This window comes from Pseudomonas sp. NCHU5216, assembly GCF_052156495.1.
GTDB lineage: Bacteria > Pseudomonadota > Gammaproteobacteria > Pseudomonadales > Pseudomonadaceae > Aquipseudomonas.
In genome coordinates, this window is sequence record NZ_JBQLIX010000003.1 from 232655 (window position 1) to 253298 (window position 20644).

The following is a 20644-nucleotide window of genomic DNA, read 5'->3' on the forward strand; positions in this document are numbered from 1 at the left end:
GCCGCGACGCCCTCCCACTCTTTTCTCGCAGGAACCACGAACATGGCCAGCCCCACGCAAATCACCGCCTCCACCTGCTGCTACTGCGGCGTCGGCTGCGGCGTGCTGATCGAGCACGACGGCGAGCGGATTCTCGGCGTCGCCGGCGACCCCAGCCACCCGGCCAACTTCGGCAAGCTGTGTAGCAAGGGCTCGACCTTGCATCTGACCGGCGATCTCGACGCCCGCGGTCTCTACCCCGAGCTGCGCCTGGGCAAGGGCCTGGCCCGCACCCGCACGGACTGGGACAGCGCCCTGGATCACGCCGCCGCGGTGTTCGCCGAGACCATCCGCGAACACGGCCCGGACAGCGTCGCCTTCTACATTTCCGGGCAACTGCTGACCGAGGACTACTACGCCTTCAACAAGCTGGCCCGCGCCCTGGTCGGCACCCACAACATTGACTCCAACTCGCGTCTATGCATGTCCAGCGCGGTAGTGGGCTACAAACGCAGCCTCGGCGCCGACGCACCGCCCTGCTCCTACGAAGACATCGAACTGAGCGACTGCCTGCTGATCGTCGGCTCCAACATGGCCTACGCCCACCCGGTGCTGTTCCGTCGCCTGGAGGAAGCCAAGGCGCGCCGGCCAGACATGAAGGTCATGGTGGTCGACCCACGGCGCACCGACACCTGCGAACTGGCCGACCTGCACCTGGCGATCCTGCCCGGCACCGATGTCGCCCTGTTCCACGGCATCCTGCATATCCTGCTCTGGGAAGGCTGGATCGACCGCGCCTATATCGATGCCCACACCGAGGGCTTCGAGGCACTGAAGGATCTGGTGCGCGACTACAGCCCCGCTGCCGTCGCGGAAATCTGCGGCATCAGCCGTGAGGCGCTGCAGACCTGCGCGCAATGGATCGGCCAGGCGCCCAGCTTTCTCTCGCTGTGGTGCATGGGGCTGAATCAGTCCAGCGCAGGCAGCGCCAAGAACAGCGCGCTGATCAACCTGCACCTGGCCACCGGGCAGATCGGCAAACCCGGTGCTGGCCCCTTCTCCCTGACCGGCCAGCCCAACGCCATGGGCGGCCGCGAAACCGGCAGCCTGAGCAACCTGCTCCCCGGCCATCGCGAAGCCAGCGACCCCGAGCACAGCGCCGAAGTCGCTGTCTACTGGGGTATCGATGCTCTACCGGAGACGCCCGGCCTGTCCGCTATCGAACTCTTCGATGCGGTGCATGAAGGGCGTATCAAGGCGTTGTGGATCGCCTGCACCAACCCGGCACAATCGCTGCCGAACCAGCACAAGGTGCACGAAGCCCTGGCCGCCTGCCCCTTCGTGGTGGTGCAGGAGGCCTTCTTCACCACCGAGACCTGCCGCTACGCCGACCTGCTGCTGCCCGCCGCCAGTTGGGGCGAGAAGGAAGGCACGGTGACCAACTCCGAGCGCCGCGTCAGCCATGTGCGCCCGGCCGTGCCAGCGCCCGCAGAGGCCCGGCCCGATTGGTCGATCACCTGCGATTTCGCCCGTCGCCTGGAACCCCTGCTCCGCCCCGGCCTGCCCAGCCTGTTCGACTTCCCCAGCAGCGAAGCGCTGTTCGAGGAATACAAGCACCTGACCGCCCAGCGCGACCTCGACCTCTCGGGGCTGAGCTACGCGCTGCTCGATGATCAAGGTTCCCAACAATGGCCGTTCCCCGCCGGTGCGCGCCAGGGCACCGAGCGCCTCTATGGCGACGGCCGCTTCCCCACCGCCAGCGGGCGCGCGCAGTTCCTCGCCGAGCCCTACCGAGCGCCTAAGGAGCGCCGTGAGGCGCGCTACTCGCTGATCCTCAACACCGGCCGCCTGCGCGACCAATGGCATGGCATGAGCCGCACCGGTACGGCCGCGCAACTGTTCGGCCACGTCGAAGGGCCGTTGCTGGGTCTACACCCGGATGAATTACGACGCAGGCGCCTGCAGGACGGCGACCTGATCAGACTGCGCAGCCGTCGCGGCAGCCTGATCCTGCCGGTGCAAGCCGACGACAGCGTGCGCCCCGGCCAGGCCTGGCTACCGATGCACTGGGGCAATCGCTTCCTGCGCGGCCTGGGCACCAACGTGCTGACCCAGCCGGCCTGCGACCCACTGTCCAAGCAGCCCGAGCTCAAGCATGCCGGCGTCGAAGTGGACAAGATCGAGCTGCCCTGGCAGTTCTTCGCCCTGGTCGAAGGCCAGGTGCAGCAACGCCTCGAGGCGCTGCGCCCGCTCTTCGAGGACTTCGCCTTCGCCAGCCTCACCCCCACCGGGCGTGAGCGTCCCGCCCTGCTGATTCGCGCCGCCAGCGCCGTGGCGCCGCAGCCCGAGTTGCTGGCGCAGATCGACCGCCTGCTGCACCTGAACGAAGGCCCGGTGCTGGCCTATGACGACCCACGCCGCACCGTCGGCAAGCGCGTGCGCATCGAAGACGGCCGCATCGTCAGCATCCGCCTGGCCGGAGAAACCGCCGCCAGTGAATGGCTCAGAAGCTTGTGGCTGGATGGCCAGGCAGACGCCGATCTGCGTCGCTGGCTGCTCGCCCCGGTTTCCGCACCGCCGGGCAACGCCAGCGCTGCGCTGCGCGGCAAGACTCTGTGCAACTGCCTGAATGTCAGCGAAAGCGCGGTGTGCGCCGGTATCGAGCGCGGTCTGGATCTGAACGGCCTCAAGCAGGCGCTCAAGTGCGGCACCAGTTGCGGCTCCTGCGTCCCCGAAATCAAACGTCTGCTGGCTCGCCAGCCGGTGGCGACAGATGTGTAGGGTGCGCTATGCGCACCAGCCCCAAAACGACTTGGTGCGCACAGCGCACCCTACGAGGAACCCGATATGAGCGCAAAAGTCTGGCTGGTAGGCGCTGGCCCCGGTGATCCCGAGCTGCTGACCCTCAAGGCGGTGAAAGCCCTGAGCCAGGCCGACATCGTGATGATCGACGACCTGGTCAACCCCGCCGTACTGGAGCACTGCCCAGGAGCGCGCATCGTCGCAGTGGGCAAGCGCGGCGGTTGCCGCTCCACCCCGCAGGCCTTCATTCATCGGCTGATGCTGCGCTATGCGCGCCAGGGCAAATGCGTGGTGCGCCTCAAGGGGGGCGACCCGTGCATCTTCGGCCGTGGCAGCGAAGAAGCCGACTGGCTGAATGCCCATGGCATCGAGGTGGAGCTGGTCAACGGCATCACCGCCGGCCTGGCCGGTGCGACCCAGTGCGGCATCCCCCTGACCCTGCGCGGGGTCGCCCGTGGCGTCACCCTGGTCACGGCTCACACCCAGGACGACAGCGGCCTGAACTGGCAAGCGCTGGCGCAAAGCGGTACGACACTGGTGGTGTACATGGGCGTGGCCAAGCTGGACGAGATTCAGGCTGGCCTGCTCGCCGGCGGCATGAGTGGCGAGATGCCGGTGGCGATGATCGAAAACGCCTCGCTGCCCGCGCAACGCGAATGCCGCAGCCGGCTCGCAGCACTGCAGGATGATGCTGCAACCTTTTCCCTGAAGAGCCCGGCCATTCTGGTGATCGGCGAAGTGGCTCGTGCCAGTGCCCAGATCAGCATGCCCCAGCTCCTGCATGCCTAACCGCTTCGCGCTCCCGCGAAGTCGTTGTTCGCCCGCTGCCCCTCGGCGGGCTTTTTTATTGCAGAAAAAGAAAAACCCGGCCGAGGCCGGGTTCTTCGCGAAGCATCAGGGCATTACTGCTTGACCTGAGCTTCCACTTCCGCTTCAACGCGACGGTTGATGGCACGACCTGCATCGGTGGCGTTGTCAGCAACCGGGCGGGTTTCGCCGTAACCAACAGTATTCACACGGCTGCCGTCTACACCGTACTGGTTGACCAGTACGTTACGCACGGCGTTGGCACGACGCTCGGACAGTTTCTGGTTGTAGGCATCGGTACCGACGGAGTCGGTATGACCTTCAACGGTGGTGGTGGTCTGCGGATACTGGTTCATGAAGTCAGCCAGGTTCTTGATGTCGCCATAGCTTTCTTCTTTCACGCGATCCTTGTCGAAGTCGAACTTGACGTCCAGCTCGACGCGAACGGTTTCCATGGCCGGTTCCGGAGCAGGCTCGGGCATCGGTTCCGGAGCAGCGGCAACGACCGGAGCCGGAGCCGGCTTGCTGCCGCCACCGAAGTTCAGACCAACACCCACGCCAGCTTGCCACTCGGTGTCGCCCTGATCGATGTTGTACAGAGCGTCGACGCCGGCACGGGCGTAGAACATGTCGGTGAAGTAGTACTTGGCGCCGGCACCTGCGATGGCCAGAGTCGAGTGGTTACGACCGCTGCCATTGGCGTCGCCGATGCTCTGGTGACCGAAACCGGCAGACACGTAAGGACGCAGGCCTGCCCCCGGCTGACCGAAGTGGTAGATGGCCTTCAGATCGCTCAAGTTGCCTTTGATGTTCTTGCTGCCCTGAGTGCCTTCGCCACGCAGGTCATGGTACTCGCCGTAGGACAGTGCCAGCTCGACATCATCGGTCAGGTAGTAGCCGATGCTACCGCCGAACAGGTTACCTTCGTCATGCGCGAAATCACGCTGAGAATCGGTGAAGTAGCGATTGACGAAGCCTTCCACCTCGACTGCGCCTTGGCCTTGCGCCAGCGCGCCGAAGGAAGTAGCGGCAACGATAGAACCAATGACTACGCCCAAGGTGTTTTTTACTTTCATCCGTTAAATCCCCATCTTGATGGTTAATAAGTTCCCGTGTAACTCAAGCGGCAACTTGGCGGCGATTTTATCAGGTCTCGCCACTGCCTTAGTGTCAGTTTGCTGAATTAAGTTTCGGAATTGTCCGAAAATTTCTCCCGCAACCGATCCAGCGCGCGCTTGTAGCGCATCTTCGTCGCGCTCAAGCCCATGTGCATGATGTCGGCAATCTCCTGGAACTCCAGTTCCGCAACGAAGCGCAATACCAGAATTTCCCGGTCGATCGGATTGACGTGTACCAGCCAGCGATCCAGCCCGCCTCGCTCTTCGACCTTGGGTGTCTTCTCGTCGGAGGCTTCCTCCAACGGATCCAAACTCAAGGCATCGATCAGTCGGCGCTTTCTTCGCTCTTTACGGTACTGGGTGATGCACTCGTTATAGGTGATGCTATAGAGCCAGGTCTTGAACTTGGACTTGCCCTCGAAGTTCTTCAGCCCGTAGAGCACTTTCAGCATCACTTCCTGGCAGACATCGTCAGCGTCTCTTTCGTTCCCCAGATAACGCGCGCAAACATTGAACAGCGTGCGCTGATAGCGGCGCATCAACTCTTCGTAGGCACGGGTGATGTGAAACAGCTCGTCATGGGCGCGCGCCACCAGCTCCTCATCGGTGAGCTCGCGGGGGTCGTAACGCGTGGGCAGGGTTTGAGCTTTGTTCAAAACGGGTCAGGCCGACGGACAGGACGAAAGTGCCCGGCGGGTCTACCGGCCGGGCAGCTATATAAAATAACAGATTGGCGTCAGCGACTGTTCACCCGTTGTTCGAGCATCACGCGATTGGCTACCGAAACCAGCTCGCCCGAGTCGGTCAGCAGAATGGTCTTCACCGTGCCGATCTCTTCGATCTGCCCTTCGACCTCACCGACCTGCACTTGTTGCCCGACCTGGTACAACTCGCGCACGTAGATACCCGCCAGGATCTGGCTGGCGATCTCGCGGCTACCCAGCCCCAGAGCCAGCGCGACCGCCAGACCGACGGAAATCAGCACGATGGCGATAACGTTGTTGAGCAGGTCGGTCTTGATCTCCAGTTGGCCGATGGCCACCGAGATGCTGATGATGATCACCAGGCCCTGGGCGACGCGCCCCAGACCATGAGCATATTCCAGGCCCACGCCTTCGGCAGCGCCACGCACCAGGCTGCTGACCAGCTGTGCCAGCAGCACGCCAGCGAGCAACACCAAAGCCGCGCCGAACACCTTGGGCAGGTATAGCGCCAGCACGTCGAGGGTTGCAGACACGCGCTGCAGGCCGAGTGATTCAGCGGCCGAAACCAGGAAGATCAGCAGTACGAACCAGTAGACGATCTTGCCGATCAGGGTGGAAACCGATACCTGGATACCGACACGCCCCAGCAGCTTGGTCATCCCGGTGCCCATCATCAGGCGATCCAGCCCCACCTTGCCCAGCAACTTGGACAGCAGGGTATCGAGCAGCTTGGCCACGACGAAGCCCAGCAACACCAGCACCAGTGCCACGAACAGATTGGGAATGAAGCCTGCCACCTTGTTCCACAGGGCGCTCATGGCGGCAATCAGGCTTTGGGTCCAGGGGTCGAGTTCCATTTCAATCGGCCTTGTCAGCGGAAGCGGAGGATTGGGTACGGCGCGAAACCGGCGCGACATGCGCCGAGCCGTTGTTCAGGGCGATCATCAGCGCTTGCAGCCAATGCCCCATCAGGCTGAACAGATCGCCCGCACCGACCTGGCGGTTGGCGGTCTTCAGCACGCGGTGCAGACAAGCGTCGTCATCGCGACTGGCCGGCGTCGTCTTGAGCAGATCGCGCAGCGATTCTTCAAATGGGTCGTGCATGGGCACCTCACTGGATGTCTGGGCTAGACGCCCTTGCCATGGGCCAGGTCACAGTTCATAGCCAGCGCCAACGCCGAAACAGCAGCAGTTGCGCGACGGCCAGAACCACCATCAGGGCGCAGGCGACGAAGAACCCGGTGGGGTTTTCCGCACCGGGGATACCGCCCACGTTGATGCCGAGCAAGCCAGTGATGAAGGTCAACGGCAAAAACATCCCGGTAATCACGGTGAAGCGGTACATGATGCGGTTCATCCGCTCGCTCATGCGCTGGTTCTCGGCCTCGAGCACCAGGCTGACGCGCTCACGAACCAGCTCCAGCTCTTCCAGATAGCGGGTCAGGCTGTTGTTCAGCTCGTTCCAGTAATCGTCGTCGTCCTCGACGAACCAGGGCTGCTTGTTGCGCGCAAGCTGGGCATAGAGATCGCGCTGCGGCGCAAGGAAGCGGCGCAGGCTGGCCGCGCGCCGACGCACCTGCAGCATCAGACCGTGGTCGGGGCGATAGCGCTCGTCCGCATCCAGGCGATCCTCCTCGAGATCGAGCTGCTCACTCAGTTCAGCCACCAGCTCATCGACATGACTGGTCAGGTGACGAGCCAATTCCAGCAGCAGCTCGGAAGCGGTACGCGGCCCCTTGCCAGCCTGCAGATCGGCGATCAACGCCTCGGTAGCGCGCAGCGGGCGCAAACGCAACGAGATGACCCGCTGGGCATCGGCGAAGATGCGCACCGAAACCATGTCTTCTGGCTCGGCCCCCGGATTGCGGTTGACACCACGCAAGAACAGCAGCAGCTCGTTGTCCGGCAACGGCAACAGCCGTGGGCGGGTGTTTTCCTCCAGCAGCAGATCGCAACTGAATTCGTCCAGCCCGCTGCTCTCGCGCAACCAGCGCTGCGCCTGCGCCTGGCTACGATCCCAGTGCAGCCAGAGGCTTTCCTGCGCACCGAGCTGCAGTTCGTCCAGTTCGCGACGGTCGAGGCTGCGCGCCCCGCCCTGCCCATCGAGTACGAAGGCGTGCAGCAATGCCGAATCCTGATCCACCATCGGGCTTATTCCGGCATGCTCAGCGCTTGCGCAGAGACGATGATGCCGTTGTTGTCGGCATACAGGTACTCGCCCGGCTTGAAGGTCACGCCGCCGAAGGTCACCGGCACATTGAGATCACCGATACCGCGCTTGTCGGTCTTCATCGGATGGCTGGCCAGGGCCTGCACACCGAGGTCGGTCTGCGCGATCACATCGACGTCACGGATACAGCCATAGACGACGATGCCCGCCCAACCATTCTTCGCCGCCTTCTCGGCCAGCATGTCGCCGAGCAGCGCGCGGCGCAGCGAACCACCGCCATCGACCACCAGCACACGGCCTTCACCGGGCAGATCGACCTGTTCCTTGACCAGCGAGTTGTCCTCATGACACTTGATGGTGACCATCTGCCCACCGAAGGAATCACGGCCACCGTAGTTGGCGAACATCGGCTCGACCACCTGCACCAGTTCCGGGTAGGCATCGCACAGGTCTGGGGTGATGTAGTGCATGGCAAAACTCCTTTCAGCAGGGATGAGAGCGGCTGGCCTTGAGCAGGCCGCTTGATTGCGACAGCGAAAAGCGAACGTCACCCGGCAAGCGGGCCGGAGAATGACCAAAGCGCTTGGAGACGTCACATCTTACCGGGATGCCGCCTACGATGAAACGCCCGGTAGCCCCTGGAGGCTCTACTCTGCGATCTCTGGCGGCAACTGCAGATGATGCAACCAATGCTTCACCAACGGCCAGACTTCGGTTTGCGCCTCCTTGCTGACCAGCATTTCGACATGGCCGAAATCGCTGGAAAAGCCATTGGCCTTGCTCAGCAACAGGAAGGCCGTGTCGGCCTGACTGCACTGCTCCAGCAATTTGCGGCAGGCCCAGGCAGGATCCTGCCGATCGCCGGCGGCGCTGACCGCCAGCAGCGGCAGTCTGACCTCGGCCAGCCCTGCCCACCAGTCGCGCTCCGGCTCGCCGAAGCGCCCGAACAATCTCTGCCAGCGCAAAAACTCCCGCACGACGCCGATGGGTTCGTCTTCCGGCCCACGCTTGAGTCGGCGCCCCGACAGGTAGGGGAACAGGCGCAGCGCCAGGCGTGCGCTCCATTGTACCGGCGGCAGCTTGAGCGGCCAGTGACCACGGCTTACCTGGCTGCCGAAGAGGCCGGCCGAGCGCACCCGCGCTCCATCCAGATACCAACCGCCGAGCGCCGCGGCCAAGACCACACCGCCCAGTGAATGACCGAGCCAATGCGCGGCCTGCCCCGTCTGCTCGAAGACGAAATCGGCAATGGCCGGCAGGTCGTAGCGGGCATACTGCGCCACGCTGTTGTTACGGTAGTCACTGTTGCGTGGCGACAAGCCATGACCGCGCATCTCGGCGATCCACACATCGAAACCGGCGCGCGCCAGGTAGGCGCCCAGCCCCAGGCCCCTGGGCGAATACCAGAAACGCCGATTGGAGAAGCTGCCATGCAACAGCACCACCGGCACGCCGCGCGGCGCATCTTCGGCCGCCAGCCCCAGGCGGGTCAGTGCCAGTTCGACACTGGTATCGGGGCTGTTGTTGGGTTTGAGGCGATAGACATCCTCGCTCAGATCACCCCGCAGTTCGGCGCTGACCAGGGCGACGGGAAAAAGCTCACTGCTGCTTTGCATGAATCGGACGACCGCACAAGCGATTTGCCATGAATGAAGACGGCACTCGAAAAGTGTTCCGCAACCAGGCGCGACGACACCAACGCCGCGCACGAAAAAGGGCGGGTTAAACCCGCCCTTCTTTAAATCACCGACTGGTGACGCCTCAGGCAGCGCCACCCTCGGCGAGGAAGAACCAGGTGTCGAGCACCGAGTCCGGGTTCAGCGAGACGCTCTCGATGCCCTGCTCCATCAGCCACTTGGCCAGATCCGGGTGATCCGACGGGCCCTGGCCGCAGATGCCGATGTACTTGCCGGCCTTGTTGCAGGCGGCGATGGCATTGGCCAGCAGCTTCTTCACCGCCGGGTTACGTTCGTCGAACAGATGGGCGACGATGCCGGAGTCGCGATCCAGGCCCAGGGTCAGCTGGGTCAGGTCGTTGGAGCCAATGGAGAAACCATCGAAGAACTCGAGGAATTCTTCGGCCAGGATGGCGTTGGACGGCAGCTCGCACATCATGATGACCTTCAGGCCATCCTGACCGCGGGCCAGGCCGTTGCTGGCCAGCAGCTCGACCACTTGCGAGGCCTCACCCAGGGTACGCACGAAGGGCACCATGATCTCGACGTTGCTCAGGCCCATCTCGCCACGCACCTTTTTCAGCGCACGGCATTCCAGCTCGAAGCAGTCACGGAAGCTCTCGCTGATGTAGCGCGAGGCACCGCGGAAGCCCAGCATCGGGTTCTCTTCTTCCGGCTCATAGAGCTTGCCGCCGATCAGGTTGGCGTACTCGTTGGACTTGAAGTCCGACAGGCGCACGATGACCTTCTTCGGCCAGAAGGCCGCGGCCAGGGTGCTGATGCCCTCGACCAGTTTCTCGACATAGAAGTCCACCGGATCACCATAACCGGCGATGCGCTTCTCGACGCTGTCCTTGATCTCCGCCGGCAGGCTGGCGAAGTTCAGCAGCGCCTTGGGGTGCACGCCGATCATGCGGTTGATGATGAACTCCAGGCGGGCCAGGCCCACGCCTTCGTTCGGCAGTTGGGCGAAATCGAAGGCACGATCCGGGTTGCCGACGTTCATCATGATCTTGAACGGCAGATCCGGCATGGCATCGACCGAGTTCTTGCGGATATCGAAGCCCAGTTCGCCCTCGAAGATGAAACCGGTATCACCTTCGGCGCAGGAGACTGTGACGCCCTGGCCATCCTTCAGCACGCTGGTGGCGTTGCCGCAACCGACCACGGCTGGAATGCCCAGCTCACGGGCGATGATCGCCGCGTGGCAGGTACGCCCGCCACGGTTGGTGACGATGGCGCTGGCGCGCTTCATCACCGGCTCCCAGTCCGGATCGGTCATGTCGGACACGAGTACGTCGCCCGGCTGCACCTTGTCCATCTCGGACACGTCGTGGATCACCCGCACCTTGCCGGCACCGATGCGCTGGCCGATGGCGCGACCTTCCACCAGGACGGTGCCCTTCTCTTTCAGCAGGTAGCGCTCCATGACGGTGGCGCTGGAACGGCTCTTAACGGTTTCCGGACGAGCCTGCACGATGTACAGCTTGCCGTCGTCACCGTCCTTGGCCCACTCGATGTCCATCGGGCGGCCATAGTGCTTCTCGATGATCAGCGCCTGCTTGGCCAGCTCGCTGACCTCGGCGTCGGTGATGCAGAAACGTGCGCGCTCGGCGCGATCGACGTCGACGGTCTTGACCGAACGACCGGCCTTGGCTTCGTCGCCGTAAACCATCTTGATCGCCTTGCTGCCCAGGTTGCGGCGCAGGATCGCCGGGCGACCGGCTTCCAGAGTCGGCTTGTGCACGTAGAACTCGTCGGGGTTGACCGCGCCTTGCACCACGGTCTCGCCGAGGCCATAGGCGCCGGTGATGAACACCACGTCGCGGAAACCGGACTCGGTGTCCAGGGTGAACATCACCCCGGCGGTGCCGGTTTCCGAGCGAACCATGCGCTGCACGCCAGCAGACAGGGCGACCAGCTTGTGGTCGAAGCCCTGGTGCACCCGGTAGGCGATGGCGCGGTCGTTGAACAGAGAGGCGAAGACCTCCTTGGTGGCACGGATCACGTTGTCCACGCCACGGATGTTGAGGAAGGTTTCCTGCTGGCCGGCGAAGGACGCATCCGGCAGGTCTTCGGCGGTGGCGGAGGAACGCACGGCCACGGCCATGTTGTCGTTGCCGGCGCTCATGGCGGCGAAGGCGTCGCGAATCTGCTTGTCCAGTTCGGCCGGGAAGTCAGCGTCCATCACCCACTGGCGAATCTGCGCACCGGTCTTGGCCAGGGCGTTGACGTCATCCACGTCGAGCGAGTCGAGGGCTGCATGGATCTGGGCGTTCAGGCCGCTCTTCTCGAGAAAGTCGCGATAGGCCTGAGCCGTAGTGGCGAAACCGCCTGGAACCGAGACGCCGGCACCTGCCAGGTTGCTGATCATCTCGCCGAGGGATGCGTTTTTGCCCCCCACATGCTCTACATCATGGACGCCGAGCTTATCGAGGGAAACTACGTACTCTACCAAGGTGATCTCTCCACTAAGATATTGGAAAAGCTCAGAATTCGTGTAAAGCCAGCTACGCCTCGACCCTGCTGCGTTAAAAGCAGGCTCCAGCTCACAAGCCTTTGCACAAATTCTCGGGGGGCTGGACGCTCTGGCGGCGTGCTGCCGCAAGATTGTGGCCTTGCCCTTGAATAAGTAACAATGCCGAAACCCCGTGGGGCCGGCGAAAAACGCGGCCTATCATAGCCAAGAATCCATTTCAGCTTAAGGCCTTTGGTGCAAATGAAACGAACCGCTTTCTTCATCTCCGACGGCACCGGCATCACCGCCGAAACCCTGGGCCAGAGCTTGCTCGCGCAGTTCGAGAATATCCAATTCACCAAACTCACGCGTCCTTATATCGACAGCGTCGATAAAGCGCGCGCCATGGTACAACAAATCGATGCCGCCGCCGAAAGGGACGGTGCACGTCCGATCATCTTCGACACCATCGTCAATCGCGATATCCGTGCGATCCTCGATACGGCAAATGGTTTCATGATCGACATCTTCTCCACCTTTCTCTCGCCACTGGAGCAGGAGCTGAGCTCGCACTCCTCCTACTCCGTCGGCAAGTCGCACTCCATCGGGCAGAACTCCAATTACATGGAGCGCATCGAGGCGGTGAACTTCGCCCTGGACAACGACGATGGTGCCCGCACCCACTACTACGACAAGGCGGATCTGATTCTGGTCGGCGTATCGCGCTGCGGCAAAACGCCCACCTGCCTGTACATGGCCATGCAGTACGGCATCCGCGCGGCCAACTATCCGCTGACCGAAGACGACATGGAGCGCCTGCAACTGCCCGAGTCGCTGAAGAAGTACCGCGACAAGCTGTTCGGCCTGACCATCGACCCGGATCGGCTCACCGCCATCCGCCACGAGCGCAAGCCCAACAGCCGCTATGCCAGCTACGCCCAATGCGAGTTCGAGGTGCGCGAAGTGGAGAGCCTGTTCCGCCGCGAGAACATCGCCTTCATCAACTCCACGCATTTCTCGGTGGAAGAGATTTCCGCCAAGATCCTCGTCGAGAAAGGCGTCGAGCGGCGGCTTAAATAAATAAGCTGCACGACGGATGGCCGTCCCCTGCAAGCTGCAATAGCCTGACGACCAACCACCACAGGTCAAGCCTCGGCAGCCTTGCGCTTGCTTGAGGCTTGAAGCTTGCCGCTCATAGCTGCTCTTCAGGCACCCGCACCCAGCCTTCCATCAGAATGCGCGCACTGCGGCTCATCGCCGCCTTGGTCACCGTCCATTGACCATCGACCCGCTTGGCCTGGGCACCGACCCGCAGGGTGCCGGACGGATGACCGAAGCGCACCGCCTCACGCTCACCACCACCGGCGGCCTGGTTGACCAGCGTCCCCGGAATCGCCGCAGCCGTGCCGATGGCCACCGCGCAGGTACCCATCATGGCGTGGTGCAGCTTGCCCATGGACAACGCGCGCACCAGTAGGTCGATATCACTGGCCTTGACATCCTTGCCGCTGGAGGTGCGGTAATCCTTGGGCGGGCTGACGAAGGCAATCTTCGGCGTGTGCTGACGTGTCGCAGCCTCCTCGGCCGTCTTGATCAGGCCCATACGCAACGCACCGGCAACGCGGATCTGCTCGAAACGCGCCAGTTGCGCCGGATCACCATTGATGGCCTCGCGCAGCTCGGTGCCCTGGTAGCCGATCTCCTCGGCATTGACGAAGATGGTCGGAATGCCGGCGGTGATCATGGTGGCCTTGAAGATGCCAATGCCGGGCACCTCCAGATCGTCCACCAGATTACCGGTGGGAAACATCGAGCCGCCCTCCTCGCCGTCATCGGACGGGTCGAGAAACTCCAGCACGATCTCCGCCCCCGGGAAGGTCACGCCGTCCAGCTCGAAATCGCCGGTTTCCTGCACCTGGCCACCCGTGACCGGCACATGGGCGATGATGGTTTTCTGGATATTGGCCTGCCAGATGCGCACCACGCAGGTGCCGTTCTCGGGAATCCGCGCGGGGTCGACCAAGCCAGCATGGATGGCGAAGGCGCCGGCTGCGGTGGACAGGTTGCCGCAGTTGCCGCTCCAGTCGACGAAGGCCTTGTCGATGGAAACCTGGCCGTAGAGATAGTCGACATCGTGATCCGGCTGAGCGCTCTTCGACAGAATCACGCACTTGGAGGTGCTCGAGGTGGCGCCGCCCATGCCGTCGATCTGCGCCGCGTAGGGGTCGGGGCTGCCAATGACGCGCATGAACAAACGGTCGCGCGCCTCGCCCGGCACCTGGCAGGTTTCGGGCAGATCCTGCAGGCGGAAGAACACGCCCTTGCTGGTGCCGCCACGCATATAGGTGGCGGGGATTTTCACTTGCGGCAGATGGGCCATGAGTGCAGTCCTGAAGTAGCCCGGATGCAATCCGGGAATGATGATGCTGGTTTTTCCCGGCTTGCATCCGGGCGACGCGCTATCGTTTTGTGTAGGAGCGAGCTCTGCTCGCGAATGGCCTCGCTGAACAGCTTCGTTCGCGAGCAGAGCTCGCTCCTACAGGTATTGCGGGCCCACCGTTACATCACGCCACCGCGCCTTCGAGGAAGTCCTTGGCGAAGCGCTGCAGCACGCCACCAGCCCTGTACACGCTGACATCGGCAGCAGTGTCCAGACGGCAGGTGACCGGCACCCGCAGCACCTCGCCGTTGCGGCGGTTGACCACCAGGGTCAGCTCGCAGCGCGGCGAGATCTCGCCTTCCACGTCATAAGTTTCGGTGCCGTCCAGGCCCAGGGTCAGGCGGGTGGTGCCCGGCTTGAACTCCACCGGCAACACGCCCATGCCCACCAGGTTGGTGCGGTGAATACGCTCGAAGCCTTCGGCTACGATCACCTCGACGCCTGCCAGGCGCACGCCCTTGGCCGCCCAATCCCGCGACGAGCCCTGGCCATAGTCGGCACCGGCGATGATGATCAGGTTCTGCTTGCGCTGCATGTAGGTCTCGATGGCTTCCCACATGCGCATCACCTTGCCCTCGGGCTCGACGCGAGCCAGCGAGCCCTGCTTCACCTGCCCGTCGACCACGGCCATTTCGTTGACCAGTTGCGGGTTGGCGAAGGTGGCGCGCTGCGCGGTCAGGTGGTCGCCACGGTGAGTGGCGTAGGAGTTGAAGTCCTCTTCCGGCAGACCCATTTTCGCCAGGTACTCGCCGGCTGCCGAGTTCGCCAGGATGGCGTTGGACGGCGACAGGTGATCGGTGGTGATGTTGTCCGGCAGGATCGCCAGTGGGCGCATGCCCTTGAGCGTGCGCTCGCCGGCCAGAGCGCCTTCCCAGTATGGCGGGCGACGAATGTAGGTGGACATCGGCCGCCAGTCGTACAGCGGACTCTCGGCCTCCTGCACGCTGCCCAGGTCGAACATGGGGATGTAGATCTGCTTGAACTGCTCGGGCTTCACATACGCAGCGACCATGGCGTCGATTTCCTCGTCACTCGGCCACAGATCCTTGAGCGTGACCGGGTTGCCCTGGGCATCGGTGCCCAGCGCATCCTGCTCGATATCGAAGCGCACGGTACCGGCGATGGCATAGGCCACCACCAGTGGTGGCGAGGCGAGAAACGCCTGCTTGGCATAAGGGTGGATACGCCCGTCGAAGTTGCGGTTGCCCGAGAGCACGGCGGTGGCGTACAGGTCGCGCTCGATGATTTCCTTCTGGATCTTCGGATCGAGCGCGCCAGACATGCCGTTGCAGGTGGTGCAGGCGTAGGCGACGATGCCGAAGCCGAGCTTTTCCAGTTCCGGCAGCAGGCCGGCCTCTTCCAGGTACAGCCTGGCGACTTTGGAGCCTGGCGCGAAAGAAGTCTTCACCCAGGGCTTGCGCACCAGGCCCAGGGCATTGGCCTTCTTCGCCACCAGACCGGCGGCGATGACATTGCGCGGGTTGGAGGTGTTGGTGCAACTGGTGATGGCGGCGATGATCACCGCGCCATCGGGCATCAGGCCCTGCCCCTCTTCGCCCTTACCGGCCTGAAGTTTGGCTTCGTCGGCGATGCCGCGCTCGGCCAGCGCTGAGGTGGGCAGGCGGCGATGCGGGTTGCTCGGGCCAGCCATATTGCGCACCACGCTGCCCAGGTCAAAGCGCAACACGCGCTCGTACTCGGCGGTTTGCAGCGCGTCGCTCCACAGGCCGAGGGTCTTGGCGTAGGTTTCCACCAGCGCCACTTGCTCCGGCTCGCGCCCGGTGAGCTTGAGGTAGTCGATGGTCTGGCCGTCGATATAGAACATCGAGGCGGTGGCGCCGTATTCCGGGCACATATTGGAGATGGTGGCGCGGTCACCGATGGACAGGCTGTCGGCGCCCTCGCCGAAGAACTCGACATAGGCCCCGACCACCCGCTCCTTGCGCAGGAACTCGGTCAATGCCAGGACGATATCGGTGGCGGTGATGCCAGGCTGGCGCTTGCCGGTCAGCTCGACGCCGACGATATCGGGCAGGCGCATCATCGACGGATGACCGAGCATCACCGTCTCGGCCTCCAGGCCGCCGACGCCGATGGCAATCACGCCCAGGGCATCGACATGCGGCGTGTGCGAGTCGGTACCGACGCAGGTGTCGGGGAAGGCAATGCCACCGCGCGCCTGGATCACCGGGCTCATTTTCTCCAGGTTGATCTGGTGCATGATGCCGTTGCCGGCCGGGATTACGTCGACGTTCTTGAACGCGGTCTTGGTCCAGTCGATGAAGTGGAAGCGATCCTCGTTGCGGCGATCCTCGATGGCGCGATTCTTCTCGAAGGCGTCCGGGTCGAAGCCCGGCGCCTCCACGGCCAGCGAGTGGTCGACGATCAACTGGGTCGGTACCACCGGATTGACCTTTGACGGATCACCACCCTTTTCGGCGATGGCATCACGCAGACCGGCCAGGTCGACCAGCGCGGTCTGGCCGAGGATGTCGTGGCAGACCACCCGCGCCGGGTACCAGGGAAAGTCCAGGTCGCGCTTGCGGTAGACCAGTTGCTCCAGCGAGGCGCTCAGGTCTTGCGGATCGCAACGGCGTACCAGTTGCTCGGCGAGCACGCGCGAGGTGTAGGGGAGCTTGTCCCAGGCGCCGGCCTGGATCGCCTCGACCGCCTCACGGGCATCGAAGTAATCCAGCGCGGTGCCGGGCAGGCGCTTGCGGTATTGGCTGTTCACGGTGTCATTCATCTTATTTACGATCCTTGAGCGGCACGAACTTCAGGTCTTCAGGGCCTGTGTAGTTGGCGCTCGGGCGGATGATCTTGCCGTCGATGCGTTGCTCGATGACGTGCGCCGACCAGCCAGCCGTGCGGGCGATGACGAACAGCGGGGTGAACATCGCAGTGGGCACACCCATCATGTGGTAGCTCACGGCGCTGAACCAGTCGAGGTTGGGGAACATCTTCTTGATCTCCCACATCACGCTTTCCAGACGCTCGGCGATGTCATACATCTTGGTATTGCCCTGCTCCACCGACAGCTCGCGGGCCACTTCCTTGATCACCTTGTTGCGCGGATCGCTGACGGTGTAGACCGGGTGACCGAAGCCGATCACCACTTCCTTGCGCCCTACCCGCTCGCGGATGTCGGCCTCGGCCTCGTCCGGGCTGTCGTAGCGCTTCTGCACCTCGAAGGCCACCTCGTTGGCGCCACCGTGCTTCGGCCCGCGCAGCGCGCCGATGGCACCGGCGATGCAGGAGAACAGGTCAGAACCGGTACCGGCGATCACCCGCGAAGTGAAGGTGGAGGCGTTGAATTCATGCTCGGCATACAGGTTCAGCGAGGTGTGCATGGCGCGCACCCAGGATTCGCGCGGCTTCTCACCGTGCAGCAGGTGCAGGAAGTGGCCGCCGATGGAGTCGTCGTCGGTATCCACCTCGATACGCTTGCCATTGTGGCTGTAGTGATACCAGTACAGCAGCGCCGAACCGAGAGAGGCCATCAGCTTGTCGGCGATGTCACGGGCGCCCGGATGGTTGTGGTCGTCCTTCTCCGGCGCCAGGCAGCCGAGTACGGACACGGCGGTGCGCATCACGTCCATCGGGTGCGCCGAGGGCGGCAGTTGTTCGAGCGCCGCCTTCACTCCAGCCGGCAGGCCACGCAGGGCCTTGAGCTTGGCCTTGTAGCCGGCCAGCTCGGCGGCGTTGGGCAACTTCCCGTGCACCAACAGATGGGCGATTTCCTCGAACTCGCAGCGATTGGCGAAATCCAGCACGTCATAACCACGGTAATGCAGGTCGTTACCGGTGCGGCCAACGGTACACAGCGCAGTGTTGCCGGCGGCGGTGCCGCTCAGGGCGACGGATTTTTTCGGTTTGAAGCCAGGGGTGGTTTCGGTGGCACTCATGGTTATCTCCTCGAATCCTTGTTCTTGTCTTTATTTCTTGCCGGCGGCAAACAGCGCGTCGAGCTTCTGCTCGAAGGCGTGATAGCCGATGCGGTCATAGAGTTCGGCGCGGGTCTGCATCAGCTCGATCACATCCTTCTGATGGCCGTTCTGGCGAATCGAGGTGTAGACACTTTCCGCCGCCTTGTTCGCCGCGCGGAAGGCCGACAGTGGGTAGAGCTGAATGGCCACACCGACCGAAGCCAGCTCGTCGCGGGTGAACAACGGCGTGGCGCCGAATTCGGTGATGTTGGCCAGCACCGGCACCTGCAGCGCCTCGACGAAGCGCTGGTAGGTGGGCAGGTCGTAGGCGGCTTCGGCGAAAATGCCGTCAGCGCCCGCCTCGACGTAGGCCTGGCAGCGCTCGATGGCGGCGTCCACGCCCTCGGCCTGGATGGCGTCAGTACGGGCGATCAGGAAGAAGTCCGGATCGGTCTTGGCATCGGCAGCGGCGCGTACGCGGTCGCACATCTCTTCGCAGGAGACGATCTCCTTGCCCGGCCGGTGACCGCAGCGCTTGGCACCGACCTGGTCCTCGATATGCGCGGCGGCGGCGCCGGCCTTGATCAGGCTCTTGATGGTGCGCTCGATATTGAAGGCCGAGGGGCCGAAGCCGGTGTCGATGTCCACCAGCAGCGGCAAGTCGCACACGTCGGTGATGCGGCGCACGTCGGTGAGTACGTCATCCAGGGTATTGATGCCCAGATCCGGCAGGCCGAGCGAACCCGCTGCGACGCCGCCGCCGGACAGGTAGATGGCGCGAAAGCCGGCACGCTTGGCCAGCAGCGCATGGTTGGCATTGATGGCGCCGATCACCTGCAGCGGTTGCTCTTCGGCGAGGGCCTGGCGGAAACGCTGGCCGGCGGAAAGCTGGGTCATGAATCACCTCGGGTCTTGGATGAAGTGGCAAGCGCGTCCTGCCCGCTTTGGGCAAGGTAGTGGCGCTCGATATTGCGTTTGGAGGCGCCGATATGACGGCGCATCAGCAGCTCGGCCAGCTCGCCGTCACGCTCGGCGATGGCATCAAGAATGCGGTGGTGTTCGGCGAAGGCCTGGTGCGGCCGATTGGGCGTGGCGGAAAACTGCAGGCGGTACATGCGCACCAACTGATACAGCTCGTCGCACAAGAGCTTGGCCAGGGTGCGGTTGCCGCTGCCCTGAATGATCCGGTAGTGGAAGTCGAAGTCGCCTTCCTGCTGGTAGTAGCCAACGCCGGCCTGGAAGGCGGCGTCCTGCTCGTGCAGCTCCAGCACCCGGCGCAGTTCGTCGATCTCGTGCTGGCTCATGCGCTCGGCGGCCAGGCGGCAGGCCATGCCTTCGAGGGACTCGCGAATCTCGTACAGCTCGATCAGTTCGGCATGGCTGAGCGAGACCACGCGTGCGCCCACGTGTGGCACCCGCACCAGTAGTTTCTGCCCTTCCAGACGATGGATCGCCTCGCGCAGCGGGCCACGACTGATGCCATAGGTACGTGCCAGCTCCGGCTCGGAGATCTTGCTGCCTGGAGCGATCTCACCGCGCACGATCGCCGACTGAATCAGCCGGAAGACGTGCTCGGCCAGGGTTCCGGAATCTTCCTGCACCGGCGAAGGCTCGATAAGATTGAGCATATTGTCGACACCGAAAGCTGAAAACAGCCTAATAGATACGCCAATCGCGAGATTTCGTCAAAGAAAAAAGCAGCATTGTCGACAATAGTCGAAGCCCTGTGAGGCTAGCCCTGTTCATTAGCCCCCGGTTCCTGCCCTTTTCGGCAAAGCTTTCGCCGTCATGGCCAAGCAGTTCCTCGGGACAACTAAGTCAGGCCGGCGACCTGGCGTGAGGCCTGCCAAATCGATTACACCCGTTGCGTTACAGGCGATTGTCAGCATTCTTGCAGCCCATGCTAGAATCCTCCGCACTTAGCCGCTGGCCCAGTGCCATTGCCCGCATCAACGGGGCAGACGCGCACTGCGGCCGTCCCTCAATGGCGCATGGACAGTCCATCGCTTTACCTACTCACGGACTCATGAGACTCCAGCTGCTAGCCTCCCTTCCCTGCCTGTTGGTACTGCTCTGCCCAAGCCTGGCTGCGGGCAAGTCCATCTATGGCCTCAACGAATACGTCCATATCGAAGAGCTGGATCTGCTGGTCGCCGCCAAGCTCGATACCGGCGCCAAGACCGCCTCACTCAGCGCTCGCGACATCAAACGCTTCAAGCGTGATGGCGAAACCTGGGTCAGCTTCATCCTGGCCATCGACGATACCCACGAGCGCACCTTCGAGCGCCCGCTGGCCAGAATCAGCAAGATCAAGCGCCGTGCCGGTGACTATGATCCGGACGAAGAGAAAACCTATACCGCACGCCCCGTAATCGACCTCGAACTGTGCCTGGGCCATACCTTGCGCACGATAGAAGTGAACTTGACCGACCGAAGCGCTTTCCAATACCCGCTTCTGATCGGCTCCGAGGCGCTCAAGCGCTTCGGCGCCATGGTCGATCCAAGCCTTAAATATGCCGCCGGCAAGCCTGGCTGCACCAACGACGCAACCCCTGGCGAGTAAT

General features: G+C 63.2%; 18 protein-coding genes. 5 read left to right on the plus strand and 13 right to left on the minus strand.

Annotation, left to right across the window (positions count from 1 at the left end; translation table 11 throughout):
- Nucleotides 1-42: 42 nt before the first annotated feature.
- Nucleotides 43-2760, plus strand: coding sequence for a nitrate reductase (locus ACSVIK_RS04205; RefSeq protein WP_442443115.1), 2718 nt, complete (start codon nucleotides 43-45; stop codon nucleotides 2758-2760).
- Nucleotides 2761-2826: 66 nt separating this feature from the next.
- Complete coding sequence (gene cobA, locus ACSVIK_RS04210; protein ID WP_442443116.1) at nucleotides 2827-3570, plus strand: uroporphyrinogen-III C-methyltransferase; 744 nt, start codon at nucleotides 2827-2829, stop codon at nucleotides 3568-3570.
- Nucleotides 3571-3683: 113 nt separating this feature from the next.
- Here the strand turns inward: cobA and ACSVIK_RS04215 are convergent, their stop codons facing one another.
- The 8 genes from ACSVIK_RS04215 to ppsA form a co-directional block, all read right to left on the minus strand.
- Nucleotides 3684-4664, minus strand: a complete 981-nt coding sequence (locus ACSVIK_RS04215; protein ID WP_442443117.1) for an OmpA family protein — start codon at nucleotides 4662-4664, stop codon at nucleotides 3684-3686.
- Nucleotides 4665-4771: 107 nt separating this feature from the next.
- Nucleotides 4772-5362: an RNA polymerase sigma factor SigX gene (gene sigX, locus ACSVIK_RS04220; protein ID WP_268177804.1), complete on the minus strand. Its 591-nt coding sequence runs from the start codon at nucleotides 5360-5362 to the stop codon at nucleotides 4772-4774.
- 80 nt (nucleotides 5363-5442) lie between these two features.
- Nucleotides 5443-6267: a mechanosensitive ion channel family protein gene (locus ACSVIK_RS04225; protein ID WP_442443118.1), complete on the minus strand. Its 825-nt coding sequence runs from the start codon at nucleotides 6265-6267 to the stop codon at nucleotides 5443-5445.
- A gap of 1 nt (nucleotide 6268) precedes the next feature.
- A complete protein-coding gene (locus ACSVIK_RS04230) occupies nucleotides 6269-6520 on the minus strand; it encodes a CrfX protein (protein ID WP_277374553.1) in 252 nt (83 codons plus the stop codon).
- A gap of 49 nt (nucleotides 6521-6569) precedes the next feature.
- Nucleotides 6570-7556: a zinc transporter ZntB gene (locus ACSVIK_RS04235; protein ID WP_442443119.1), complete on the minus strand. Its 987-nt coding sequence runs from the start codon at nucleotides 7554-7556 to the stop codon at nucleotides 6570-6572.
- Between the two features lie 5 nt (nucleotides 7557-7561).
- Complete coding sequence (rraA, locus tag ACSVIK_RS04240; RefSeq protein ID WP_442443120.1) at nucleotides 7562-8050, minus strand: ribonuclease E activity regulator RraA; 489 nt, start codon at nucleotides 8048-8050, stop codon at nucleotides 7562-7564.
- A gap of 177 nt (nucleotides 8051-8227) precedes the next feature.
- The gene (locus ACSVIK_RS04245) at nucleotides 8228-9196 is read right to left on the minus strand and encodes an alpha/beta fold hydrolase (RefSeq protein WP_442443121.1); all 969 of its coding nucleotides are present in this window, start codon (nucleotides 9194-9196) and stop codon (nucleotides 8228-8230) included.
- Between the two features lie 145 nt (nucleotides 9197-9341).
- On the minus strand, nucleotides 9342-11714 hold the full coding sequence (ppsA, locus tag ACSVIK_RS04250; protein ID WP_442443122.1) for a phosphoenolpyruvate synthase: 2373 nt from the start codon (nucleotides 11712-11714) through the stop codon (nucleotides 9342-9344).
- Between ppsA and ACSVIK_RS04255 the strand changes: the two genes are divergently transcribed.
- On the plus strand, nucleotides 11661-11888 hold the full coding sequence (locus tag ACSVIK_RS04255; protein WP_442443123.1) for a hypothetical protein: 228 nt from the start codon (nucleotides 11661-11663) through the stop codon (nucleotides 11886-11888). The two genes, ppsA and ACSVIK_RS04255, sit on opposite strands and share 54 nt — an antisense overlap.
- An 87-nt stretch (nucleotides 11889-11975) precedes the next feature.
- Nucleotides 11976-12794 (plus strand): posphoenolpyruvate synthetase regulatory kinase/phosphorylase PpsR, encoded by an 819-nt coding sequence (ppsR, locus tag ACSVIK_RS04260; RefSeq protein WP_442443124.1) that lies wholly within the window; start codon nucleotides 11976-11978, stop codon nucleotides 12792-12794.
- A gap of 112 nt (nucleotides 12795-12906) precedes the next feature.
- On the opposite strand, the gene prpF is transcribed toward ppsR, so the two are convergent.
- From prpF to ACSVIK_RS04285, 5 genes are all read right to left on the minus strand, one after another.
- Complete coding sequence (prpF, locus tag ACSVIK_RS04265; RefSeq protein WP_442443125.1) at nucleotides 12907-14094, minus strand: 2-methylaconitate cis-trans isomerase PrpF; 1188 nt, start codon at nucleotides 14092-14094, stop codon at nucleotides 12907-12909.
- A 184-nt stretch (nucleotides 14095-14278) separates the two neighbouring features.
- On the minus strand, nucleotides 14279-16888 hold the full coding sequence (gene acnD / locus ACSVIK_RS04270; protein ID WP_442443147.1) for a Fe/S-dependent 2-methylisocitrate dehydratase AcnD: 2610 nt from the start codon (nucleotides 16886-16888) through the stop codon (nucleotides 14279-14281).
- A 13-nt stretch (nucleotides 16889-16901) separates the two neighbouring features.
- Nucleotides 16902-18059 (minus strand): bifunctional 2-methylcitrate synthase/citrate synthase, encoded by a 1158-nt coding sequence (gene prpC, locus ACSVIK_RS04275; RefSeq protein ID WP_442443126.1) that lies wholly within the window; start codon nucleotides 18057-18059, stop codon nucleotides 16902-16904.
- Between the two features lie 30 nt (nucleotides 18060-18089).
- Entirely contained in the window at nucleotides 18090-18977 is an 888-nt protein-coding gene (gene prpB / locus ACSVIK_RS04280) for a methylisocitrate lyase (RefSeq protein ID WP_442443127.1), read from the minus strand.
- On the minus strand, nucleotides 18974-19708 hold the full coding sequence (locus ACSVIK_RS04285; RefSeq protein ID WP_442443128.1) for a GntR family transcriptional regulator: 735 nt from the start codon (nucleotides 19706-19708) through the stop codon (nucleotides 18974-18976). The genes prpB and ACSVIK_RS04285 overlap by 4 nt, the downstream gene beginning before the upstream one ends.
- A gap of 398 nt (nucleotides 19709-20106) precedes the next feature.
- Here ACSVIK_RS04285 and rloA point away from each other — a divergent pair, with 398 nt between their 5' ends.
- Nucleotides 20107-20643, plus strand: a complete 537-nt coding sequence (gene rloA, locus ACSVIK_RS04290; RefSeq protein WP_442443129.1) for a retropepsin-like aspartic peptidase RloA — start codon at nucleotides 20107-20109, stop codon at nucleotides 20641-20643.
- The last annotated feature ends 1 nt before the right edge of the window (nucleotide 20644 follow it).

Excerpts from the sequence above, each read along its gene's own strand:
- ACSVIK_RS04205 (WP_442443115.1), top strand. The coding sequence starts at position 43 with ATGGCCAGCCCCACGCAAATCACCGCCTCCACCTGCTGCTACTGCGGC.
- cobA (WP_442443116.1), top strand. The coding sequence starts at position 2,827 with ATGAGCGCAAAAGTCTGGCTGGTAGGCGCTGGCCCCGGTGATCCCGAG.
- ACSVIK_RS04215 (WP_442443117.1), bottom strand. The coding sequence starts at position 4,664 with ATGAAAGTAAAAAACACCTTGGGCGTAGTCATTGGTTCTATCGTTGCC.
- ACSVIK_RS04225 (WP_442443118.1), bottom strand. The coding sequence starts at position 6,267 with ATGGAACTCGACCCCTGGACCCAAAGCCTGATTGCCGCCATGAGCGCC.
- ACSVIK_RS04235 (WP_442443119.1), bottom strand. The coding sequence starts at position 7,556 with ATGGTGGATCAGGATTCGGCATTGCTGCACGCCTTCGTACTCGATGGG.
- rraA (WP_442443120.1), bottom strand. The coding sequence starts at position 8,050 with ATGCACTACATCACCCCAGACCTGTGCGATGCCTACCCGGAACTGGTG.
- ACSVIK_RS04245 (WP_442443121.1), bottom strand. The coding sequence starts at position 9,196 with ATGCAAAGCAGCAGTGAGCTTTTTCCCGTCGCCCTGGTCAGCGCCGAA.
- ACSVIK_RS04255 (WP_442443123.1), top strand. The coding sequence starts at position 11,661 with ATGCTCTACATCATGGACGCCGAGCTTATCGAGGGAAACTACGTACTC.
- ppsR (WP_442443124.1), top strand. The coding sequence starts at position 11,976 with ATGAAACGAACCGCTTTCTTCATCTCCGACGGCACCGGCATCACCGCC.
- prpF (WP_442443125.1), bottom strand. The coding sequence starts at position 14,094 with ATGGCCCATCTGCCGCAAGTGAAAATCCCCGCCACCTATATGCGTGGC.
- prpC (WP_442443126.1), bottom strand. The coding sequence starts at position 18,059 with ATGAGTGCCACCGAAACCACCCCTGGCTTCAAACCGAAAAAATCCGTC.
- prpB (WP_442443127.1), bottom strand. The coding sequence starts at position 18,977 with ATGACCCAGCTTTCCGCCGGCCAGCGTTTCCGCCAGGCCCTCGCCGAA.
- ACSVIK_RS04285 (WP_442443128.1), bottom strand. The coding sequence starts at position 19,708 with ATGCTCAATCTTATCGAGCCTTCGCCGGTGCAGGAAGATTCCGGAACC.
- rloA (WP_442443129.1), top strand. The coding sequence starts at position 20,107 with ATGAGACTCCAGCTGCTAGCCTCCCTTCCCTGCCTGTTGGTACTGCTC.